This is a genomic window from Streptomyces palmae (genome assembly GCF_004684805.1).
GTDB classification, from domain to species: Bacteria; Actinomycetota; Actinomycetes; order Streptomycetales; family Streptomycetaceae; genus Streptomyces; species Streptomyces palmae.
In genome coordinates, this window is the sequence record NZ_SRID01000002.1 from 77,940 (window position 1) to 86,949 (window position 9,010).

The 9,010-nt window shown below is 69.3% G+C and carries 7 protein-coding genes; 4 read left to right on the top strand and 3 right to left on the bottom strand.

The window, feature by feature from the left end; translation table 11 throughout:
* Positions 1-1,251, bottom strand: coding sequence for an NsdA family TPR-like regulatory protein (locus E4099_RS00775; RefSeq protein ID WP_135336903.1), 1,251 nt, complete (start codon positions 1,249-1,251; stop codon positions 1-3).
* Positions 1,252-1,627: 376 nt separating this feature from the next.
* Between E4099_RS00775 and E4099_RS32755 the strand changes: the two genes are divergently transcribed.
* From E4099_RS32755 to E4099_RS00795, 4 genes are all read left to right on the top strand, one after another.
* Complete coding sequence (locus E4099_RS32755; RefSeq protein WP_167828245.1) at positions 1,628-1,771, top strand: hypothetical protein; 144 nt, start codon at positions 1,628-1,630, stop codon at positions 1,769-1,771.
* Positions 1,771-2,175 (top strand): hypothetical protein, encoded by a 405-nt coding sequence (locus tag E4099_RS00785; RefSeq protein ID WP_245244451.1) that lies wholly within the window; start codon positions 1,771-1,773, stop codon positions 2,173-2,175. Before E4099_RS32755 ends, E4099_RS00785 begins: the two co-directional genes overlap by 1 nt.
* A 93-nt stretch (positions 2,176-2,268) precedes the next feature.
* Positions 2,269-5,958, top strand: a complete 3,690-nt coding sequence (locus tag E4099_RS00790) for a type I restriction endonuclease subunit R (protein WP_135336905.1) — start codon at positions 2,269-2,271, stop codon at positions 5,956-5,958.
* Between the two features lie 118 nt (positions 5,959-6,076).
* Complete coding sequence (locus E4099_RS00795; protein ID WP_245244453.1) at positions 6,077-6,808, top strand: M48 family metallopeptidase; 732 nt, start codon at positions 6,077-6,079, stop codon at positions 6,806-6,808.
* Between the two features lie 69 nt (positions 6,809-6,877).
* Here E4099_RS00795 and E4099_RS00800 read toward each other — a convergent pair whose 3' ends face one another.
* Positions 6,878-7,393 (bottom strand): type III secretion system chaperone family protein, encoded by a 516-nt coding sequence (locus E4099_RS00800; protein WP_425348245.1) that lies wholly within the window; start codon positions 7,391-7,393, stop codon positions 6,878-6,880.
* The gene (locus E4099_RS00805) at positions 7,371-8,876 is read right to left on the bottom strand and encodes a glycosyltransferase (protein ID WP_386390825.1); all 1,506 of its coding nucleotides are present in this window, start codon (positions 8,874-8,876) and stop codon (positions 7,371-7,373) included. The genes E4099_RS00800 and E4099_RS00805 overlap by 23 nt, the downstream gene beginning before the upstream one ends.
* Between the last annotated feature and the right edge of the window lie 134 nt (positions 8,877-9,010).

The following is a 9,010-nucleotide window of genomic DNA, read 5'->3' on the forward strand; positions in this document are numbered from 1 at the left end:
TCAGCAATTTTCCTTGAGTGCATCAGCCAATTGACGTCCCTCGTGGGTGCCTCTCCGAAGCAGCATCGCCGCAGCGGTGTGCAGCTCGTTCCAGGCGTGGGGGCGCCCGACGGCCGCTGCGTCGGGCACGCTCATCAGGGCCACCTCCAGTGCGTGCTGGGGCTCGTCGGCTCCGGCAAGCGCATGCGCGAGACAAGCCCTGTACCACGCCTTGTCCCGCCGGTATTCGCCAGGTAGGGCTTCGAGCCCAGCGCTGGTGAACGCCACAGCGCCACGCCAATCGCCAAGATGCAGTGCCGCCATCCCTCGTTGCATCGCAAACCACGTATCGTCGTAGAAGTACATCCACGGCGGTTCGTCCTCGGGCCGCTCGGCAGCACGCTTGATGAGGGCTTCGGCCTCGTCCAGCAGGCGTAAGGCACTCGTCGCGTCCTTGTTGAGCGCGTGCCCGCGGGCCATCATCTGGGCCGCCATGCCCTGCACGCCCGGAGATGCTCCCGGGGCGGACCAACGGGCAGCTTCGGCGAGCCGTACGCACCGATCTCCCCTGCCACCAGACCAGGCCATGTGCGCCTTCATGCTCAGCGTCGTAGCCGCCATGTTGGCGTCCCCGGCCTCCAGAGCCCATTCGTGGGAGCGGTCATACCAGGCGAGTGCGGCAGCCGACTGCCCTTGGTCCTGTGCCATCCACGCGAGAAACTGAGCGTGCTCCGAAGCGAGTCGGACGACGCGCTCCGCCACAGCGGCTGGAGCTCCCGCGTAAAGATCCACGACTGTGCCCAGTTGCTGACGCATCACGCCGACCAAGGGTCGAGACCCGATGAAGTCCTCCGCCCGACGGTGCTCACTCAGCAACCGGTCAAGCCAGTCGAGTGTCGCCGAGTCCACGTGTCGCTCTCCTTGGACCGCACTGGTGACTCGCGTCAGGAGGTCTTCCTCCGGCCCGGCACCCGAGCCCACCAGGCTTGGCACCAGGCACCCACTGGCCGGGAATGTGCCTCCGGGCGGCGTAACCGTGGTGACACCAAGGCCCGTAACAATGCGCTGTCTGACCTCCGTTGAAGTCACCTGCCGACGACCGCGCTCAATGCCAGAGACATCGGGTTGGGCCAGGCCAACGCGCTCGCCAAGCTTCGTCTGGCTGATTCCCGTGAGCTGTCGGTAGACCCGGAAGACAGCCCCCCACTCTTCTTCAGCAACTGCCGCAGCAAGCCGAGGGTGACGCCAGATGTCTACCTGAAAGTCCCGCATATCTCGAATATAGGGCGGTCCTATAGCTCCGTGGGATGGAACGAGGCAGCGACACACACCAGGGTCGATCCGCAAGGACCCCCGCGACCGCGCGAACGGCCCGGGGGCATGGCCAACCTGATGAAAGCAGGTCGACGTGCCGAACTGTATCGCTCTCCTCTTCGAGCGGTTGCTGAAAATGCTCCTGCCATCGACCGGCCGGCACCGAGCCGCGGCGCTGACCGGAGCCCTTGCCCGAACCGGACCCGGAGCCGGGCCCGGAACCGGAACCGAAGGCTGTCCCCAGGCCGAACCCCCAACCGCCCCACCGCTCACCCGACGGAAGAGGTACACCCAGACCTACTCGCCCACACCCCTCCGCGCCGAGGACTGCGCCTTGGTCCGCCCCTACGCCCTCTCCCCCGCCGAGCGGCACCGCGAGCCGCAGGCACAGCGACGGCGCCGCCGCACCCTGTGGGTGGCCGTGCGCGGCGTCGATATCGGGCCCCGGCTCATCCACGGAGCGAAGGTGGCCGCGTGATGGAGCCGACCCGCGTCACCAGGCTGCTGCCCTGGACCGGCCCGGACGGGAAGCCGTGCTACCTCAACACGGACGGCGAGGGCTCCGGGTACGTGTCCCGGCTCGCTGATCAGATGGAGGAGGTTCAGCTGGGGATGTGCGTCCAGCTGATCGGGCATGCCGAGGCGTTGATGGGCGATGCCAAGGCCAGTGCCCGGGAGTTGCGGTTTCTCTCGGCGCGGCTGACCGAGGCCCTGCGCGACGCCGTGTGTATCGCGGAGAGCCAGCGGGACCGGCTCGCCTACTACTGCCGCCGGGACCCCAAACCGATGAGGGGAGCGAGCCCCAGGCGCGCTGAGAAGCAGCGACGACGCCCCGCCGCACGCCAGGACCACCGCAATCGGGAACCGGTGACCCTGGCGTGATCCCCATGCCGTCAACTCCCCGTCGCGGCACTGCCGCACAATGGACGCTCGTGGCGATCGAGCGGACGCGAGGGGTGGACCGTGGGGCGAGGCGTGGCGGGGCGGCGTCGGGACGAGGTGGAACGGGAGGAGGTCGAGCGCCCGTTCATCCAGCAGCTGGAATCGATGGGCTGGACGCACGTCCACGGGAAGGACCTCGTCGCCGAGGGCCGCGCGTACACGGACGTACTCCTCACGGACCGGCTCTCCCGTGCTCTGCGTCGCGTCAACCGGCTGCCCGGCAGTGACGCCGAGTGGGTCGAGGACAGCCACGCGGCACGTGCCATCGCCGATCTGGAGGCCGTCTCCGTCGGGCCGAACGGCCGTCACCTGCGCTCCGCGAACTCCCAGGCCACCACGCTTCTGCTGCACGGGACCCAGCCCATGCGGGGACATGCGGTCCACCACAAGGGCAAGGACGTCTTCCTCCAGTACATCGACTGGGACATCGAGGACGAGAAGAAGATCAGAGAGCGAAACGATTTTCTGGTCGTCTCCCAGCTGCGGTTCCGCACCGCCGCCGGTTACGAGGAGATCCCCGACCTCGTGCTGTTCGTGAACGGTATCCCGGTCGCGGTGGTCGAGTGCAAGAGCCCAGACCTTCAGAACCCCATCGAACGGGCGATCCAGGACCTTCGCGCGTACACCGGACATCCGGTGGAGCACGACAGCGAGGAGCGGGATGCCAGTGACCTACCCCGCGGTATCCCTGCCCTGTTCAAGACGGTCCAACTGCTGATCGCCGCTTCGGGAACCACGGCTCACCTGGGCACGATCACCTCACGGGAACGTGACTTCGCGCCGTGGCGCAGTGTGGAACCGGACTACAAGGACACCGAGGAGCTCCGGGTAGCACTGCGCAAGGTCGGCAGCGAGCCCAGGCTGCTGGAGGCCACCGAAAAGCCATCGGAGCAGCAGCAACTCATCGCCGCCGTGCTCAAGCCCGTCAATCTGCTGAACATCCTGCGGCACTACGTCATCGAGATACCGATCCAGCAGAAGAAGAGCAGAGGTGGGTCGGGCTCGCGGAAGGCGGAGGCGCAGTCAGAGGGTGCGCCCAAGGCCAAGATCGTCTGCCGCCACCAGCAGTACCGGGCCGTGGAGAAGATCGTCCAGCGGCTGCGAACCCGCCGGACGCTTCTCGACCCGGGGGCCACCGATGACGAGCGTGGTGGGGTGATCTGGCACACCCAGGGCTCCGGTAAGAGCCTGACCATGGCGTTCCTGGCCCGGCGACTGCACCGCAGCCGCAACCCTGAGCTGAACGGGTTCACCATTCTGGTGGTCACCGACCGCATCCAGTTGCAGGACCAGTTGGAGGCGGCGGTCCGCAGGGGCGGCAGGTCGGTGAAGGTCGCCAAGCGGCAGGCGGACATCGAGGGGATGCTGCGGGACGGTGGACGCCATGTCGTCTTCGCGATGATCCAGAAGTATGGGGTCCCGGGCTTCGCGTTCGCCGGAGCGAACAAGGGTGCGGGGGCCGGCGACGACCGGTCGTTGGCCGACGAGTACCAACAGGTACGGGACCGGATCGCGGAAGGCGAGAAGCCGGCCGAGGCGGCCGATCCGACACCCGACGTGAGCGACGCCGACCTGCCCCGCTTCCCGCGGTGTACCAGTTCGACTCAGGTTCTGGTTCTGGTCGATGAGGCGCACCGCTCACACACCTCGATGCTGCACGCCTGTCTGCGCCAGGCCGCCCCGAACGCGGCGCGGATCGGTTTCACGGGTACTCCGATCATGGAGGGGAAGCTTCGGGACACCGCGCGGATCTTCGGACCGTTCATCGACACCTACACGATGGCGGAGGCCGAGGAGGACAAGGTCGTCGTCCCCATCCGTTACGAGGGCCGGACCGGTCCGGCCGATGTACGGAAGGGAGAAGATCTCGACAACACGTTCGAGAACCTCATCGCTGACCGTACGGAGGAGCAGCGCGAGCTGCTCCGCAGGAAGTACTGCCGCCCGACGGAGCGCGATGTCGCCGAGTCCGTGACGATGATCCGGGCCAAGGCCGTTGACATGCTGAAGCACTACGTCACGCACGTCCTGTCCGGGGGCGGCTTCAAGGCGCAGGTGGCCGCGGTCAGCCGCCGGGCGGCAGTGGCGTACCGCGACGCGCTGCGTGAGGCCCGGGTGGAACTCCTTGAGCGTGTGGCCGAATTCGCCCCGGGAGGACGGCCTCCGGAGCGGCTGCGCGGCGTTGCCACTGAAGACCTCACCGAGGACGACCGGCTGCTCCTCACCGCCTGGAGGTTCCGGGAGATCATCCGACGGATGGAATTCGTGCCCGTCATCTCCACAGGGGACGAGAAGAAGGAGCGGCACTGGCGCGAATGGACTGACGAGAAGCACCAGCGGAAGCACATCGAGCGGTTCCTTGAGGAACTGCCCGCGCTGCCCAGGGACAACCCCTGGACAGCGACCCATGTGCCGGAGCCGGATCCGCCACGGGCTGGCGCGATCGGCCGGAACCCGTGGAGCACCACCTGTCCCGTACCGCAGACGACACAAGCAGTGGTGCCTGACGACGCTCCGATCACCTTCCTCATCGTCAAGTCCATGCTGCTGACCGGCTTCGACGCGCCTATCGAGCAGGTGCTCTACCTGGACAGGCCGATCCGGGACGCGGAGCTTCTCCAGGCCATCGCCCGGGTCAACAGGCCCGCCCCCGGCAAAGAGGGCGGGCTGGTGGTCGACTACTACGGCGTACTCGACCCGCTCAGCGACGCCCTGTCCGGATACGGGAAGAAGGAAGCTCCCGCGGTGCAGGCCGGCCTGCGGGACATCGCGTCCGCGGTGCGGGTCACCGCGGACGCGGCGGCGAAGGTCAGAGCGTTCCTCACTGGCAAGGACGCCACGGATCTGGACAGCCGCGGCGGACGAGCACGCGCGATGCTCGCTCTGCGCGACGAGGACGACCGTGCCCTCTTCGACGAACGGCTCGGTGACTTCCTCAGCGCGCTGGAGCGGGTACTGCCGCATGAGGAGGCCCTCGGCTTCGCCGGTGACGCCAGGCGATGGGCCCTGCTGCAGCAGCGCGTCCGCCGCCACTACCGGGACGCACCGGGCGGTGACTTCAGCCTGCGCGGCTACGGGCGTAAGGTGCGGGCGCTGATCGCCGAACACCTGGAGGCTCCGGAGATCACGCAGGTCATTCCTCCCGTCTCCATCCTCGCCGAGGCGTTCGACGACGATGTGCGGCACATCGAGGATCCGCGGGAAGCGGCTGCCGAGATGGAGCACGCTCTCCGGTACCACCTGGAGGAACGCGTCCGGCGGGAGGACGAGGAGAAGTACCGGCGGCTGTCCAGGGCTCTGAAGGACGTGCTGGAATCCATGGACGCGCGCTGGCAGATCGAACGGCTCGCCGATCTGATCGACCAGGCACGCCAGGCAGAGGACGAGGATCCGCACCTGGCCGGGGCCGGTGTCATGGAACGTCGGGTACACACCTGGCTGAAGAACGCGATCGACGAGTCCACGGCCTTCGCGTCGATGGAGCCCACCACGCTTCGCGCGCTCTCAGCCGGAGTGTACGAGGTGGTCCGCGAGCAGGTCCGCAGCGTCGGCTACCGCGCCGAGGCCAAGCATGTGACCCGTCTCACCGCCTTCGTCACCGAAAGACTGCGCGAGGACGGCCTCAGCCCGTCGGCCGGGAGCACCCAGGACGTGCGGGCGGTTGCCCGCAGCGTGGTGAACCACGTCCAGGAGCACCTGGAGGGCTTCCGGGACGAGCGGTAGGCACAATTGCGGTGTGCCACCCCGTACCGGACCTGCCGTCCCACACGCTCAGCCAGCCGCCTCCCCGGCGACTGAGCTGCTGACCGACGGCCAGCAGCTGCGTCTCGGGGAGTTCGTCCTGCATGTCCGGGTCAGCGCGCGCCGTGGTCGGCTCGCGCTGGCCGTGGAGCGGGACGGAACTGTCGTACTTCGAGCGCCCGCGTCGTGCGACATGAAGCGCGCCGAGGTGTTCGTGCGAGCTCATGCGGGCTGGATCGCCGACAAGGCGCGGCTCCGGGACCGCTTCCGGCCCGCCCATCCATCCCGCGCACTGGTCGATGGGACCGCGTTCCGCTATCTGGGCCGGGAGTACCGTCTGCTGCTGGTTCAGGGCAGCGAGCCAACCCGTCTACGTGCCGGACGTCTCCGGCTTGGGGCAACGGCTGCGGCGAACCCGGCCGACGGCCGCAAGGCGATCATCGACTGGTACCAGCGGGCCGGAACCAACTGGGCACTGGGCAGATTCCAGCCCTGGGCCGGACGGCTGGAGGTGCGCGAACCGGATGTCGAGGTACGAGACCTTGGGGACCGCTGGGGTGCTTACACCCCGGACGCGGGCGGAGGGTCCGGCCGTATGACGCTGCACTGGGCGATCTTCCAGCTTCCGATCCGGCTCGTGGACTACGTGATCGCCCACGAGCTGGCCCATGTTCGGATCTCGGGGCACGGCCCCGACTACTGGCGGCTGCTGCGTCGAGCCATCCCGGAGTGTGAACGCCTCAAGGACGAGCTGGACGAGATGGGACGCAGGGTCTGGCTCGGCGAAACCGCGGATATTCCGCCCGGCGGCGGGTCTGACCCGAGCGCCTGAAGCTGACCTCTGGTCTACTCGGTCGGGATCTTGCGGCGGTCTGGTTCGGAGCAGGCCCGCCGAGCGCCGTCAGTCCGTGTCGAGGTCTCGGGTGAGGTGGGCGAAGGCGGCCAGGTTGCGGGTGGACTCGCCGCGGGAGGTGCGCCAGGCGTACTCCTTGCGGATGGCGGAGGCGAAGCCCATCTCCAGCAGGGTGTTGAAGCTGCCGTCCGCGTTCTCCAGCACCACGCCCAGCAGCCGGTCCAGCTCCTCCGGGGTGACGGCGGCCAGCGGGAGGCGGCCCACCAGGTAGATGTCGCCGAGCCCGTCGATGGCGTAACCCATGCCGTACAGCCGGGTGTTGCGCTCCAGCAGCCAGCGGTGCACGGCCTCGTGGTTCTCGTCGGGGCGCCGGATCACGAAGGCGTTGACGGACAGCGAGTGCCGGCCGACCCGCAGCGAGCAGGTGGTGGACAGCTTGCGGGTGCCGGGCAGCTTCACCACGTAACCGCCGTCGGCCGACCTCTCCCACTCCAGCTCGGCGTCGCGGAGGGTCTGCTCGATGATCGTGCCGGCGTCCGCGTCACCCATGGCCATGCGCTGCATGCGCTGATCGTAGGCGACGGCGCTCCTGCATCGCGGCCTGGTACACGTCCGCCGTACGGGCGGCGGCGGTGTCCCAGCCGAAGGACTGCGCGTGCCGGGCGGCGGCGGCGCCCATCCGGGCCACCAGGGTGCCGGCCGGATCCGCCGCCCCCGGCTCCGGGACGAAGCGGCGCAGCATCCGGGCGTAGTCGGCCGGATCATGGCCCTCCACCAGGAATCCGGTCTCCCCGTCGCGCACCGCCACCGGCAGCCCGCCGACGGCCGCCGCGAGCACCGGCGTACCGCAGGCCTGCGCCTCGATGGCGACCAGCCCGAAGGACTCGCTGTACGAGGGCATCACCAGGACGGACGCGGCGCGGTACCAGTCGGCGAGCCGGTCCTGGCCGACCGGCGGCCGGAAGCGCACCACATCGGCGATGCCCAGCCGGGCGGCGAGCTTCTGCAACCCCTCCGGCTTGGCCATCCCGGTGCCGCTGGGCCCGCCGACCACCGGCACCACCACGCGCGACCGCAGCTCCGGCTCCTCCGCCAGCAGGACGGCGACCGCGCGCAGCAGGATGTCGGGGGCCTTCAGCGGCTGGATGCGGCCCGCGAACAGCGGGATCAGGGCGTCCTGCGGGAGGCCCAGCCGGGCTCGGGCGGCGGTCCGGGCGGCGGTCAGGCCGGTGCCGGGGGTGTGGCCGGGGTTCCGGGGCTGGTCCTGGGCCGCCGCCTCGCCGGAGGGGGTGGAGCCGAGGGGGCGGAAGCGGTCCAGGTTGACCCCGGGGTGCACCACGGCCACCTTGCGCGGGTCGGCCTCGTAGTGGCGGACCAGCTCGTCGCCCTCCTCCGCCGTGTTGGCGATCAGCCGGTCGGCGGCTCGTACGATCTGCGTCTCACCGATCACCCGGGCGGCCGGTTCGGGGGTGTCGCCCTCGGCCAGCGCGGCGTTCTTGACCTTGGCCATGGTGTGCATGGCGTGCACCAGCGGTACGCCCCAGCGCTCGGCGGCCAGCCAGCCGACATGGCCGGAGAGCCAGTAGTGGGAGTGCACCAGGTCGTAGTAGCCGGGGCGGTGGCCCGCCCATGCCTGCATCACCCCGTGGGTGAAGGCGCACAGCTGGGCCGGCAGGTCCTCCTTGGCCAGTCCCTCGTAGGGCCCCGCGTCCACATGGCGCACCAGCACGCCGGGGGCCAGGTCCACCGCGGGCGGCAGGCCGCCGGTGGTGGCGCGGGTGAAGATCTCCACCTCGATGCCCAGGTCGGCCAGGCGCCGGGCCAGCTCCACGATGTAGACGTTCATCCCGCCGGCGTCGCCGGTGCCGGGCTGATGGAGGGGTGAGGTGTGCACGCTGAGCATGGCGATCCGGCGCGGCTGGAGGTGCCGCGCGCCCCGCAGGCTCTGCGGGATACCGGCCCAGCGCGGACGCTGGGGCGTCGAGGCGCCCACCGCCTCCGGGGTACGGCCTCGAAGGTTGCCGAGCCGGGATATGTACTGGCTCACCTCGCGATACCTCCTTGCCTTGCCACGGCGGCCACGGGCGTTCTGGTGCTCCCAACCGCTCAACATCGGAACATTGCGTTCCCATTTCCGCTTTGCCAAAGCGTGACGCATCCCTCACCGGGAGGGTGGGGGGC

Coding starts and splice junctions, on each gene's coding strand:
- E4099_RS00800 (WP_425348245.1), bottom strand. CDS start 7,393: ATGCAGCGCATGGCCATGGGTGACGCGGACGCCGGCACGATCATCGAG.
- E4099_RS00785 (WP_245244451.1), top strand. CDS start 1,771: ATGGAGCCGACCCGCGTCACCAGGCTGCTGCCCTGGACCGGCCCGGAC.
- E4099_RS00775 (WP_135336903.1), bottom strand. CDS start 1,251: ATGCGGGACTTTCAGGTAGACATCTGGCGTCACCCTCGGCTTGCTGCG.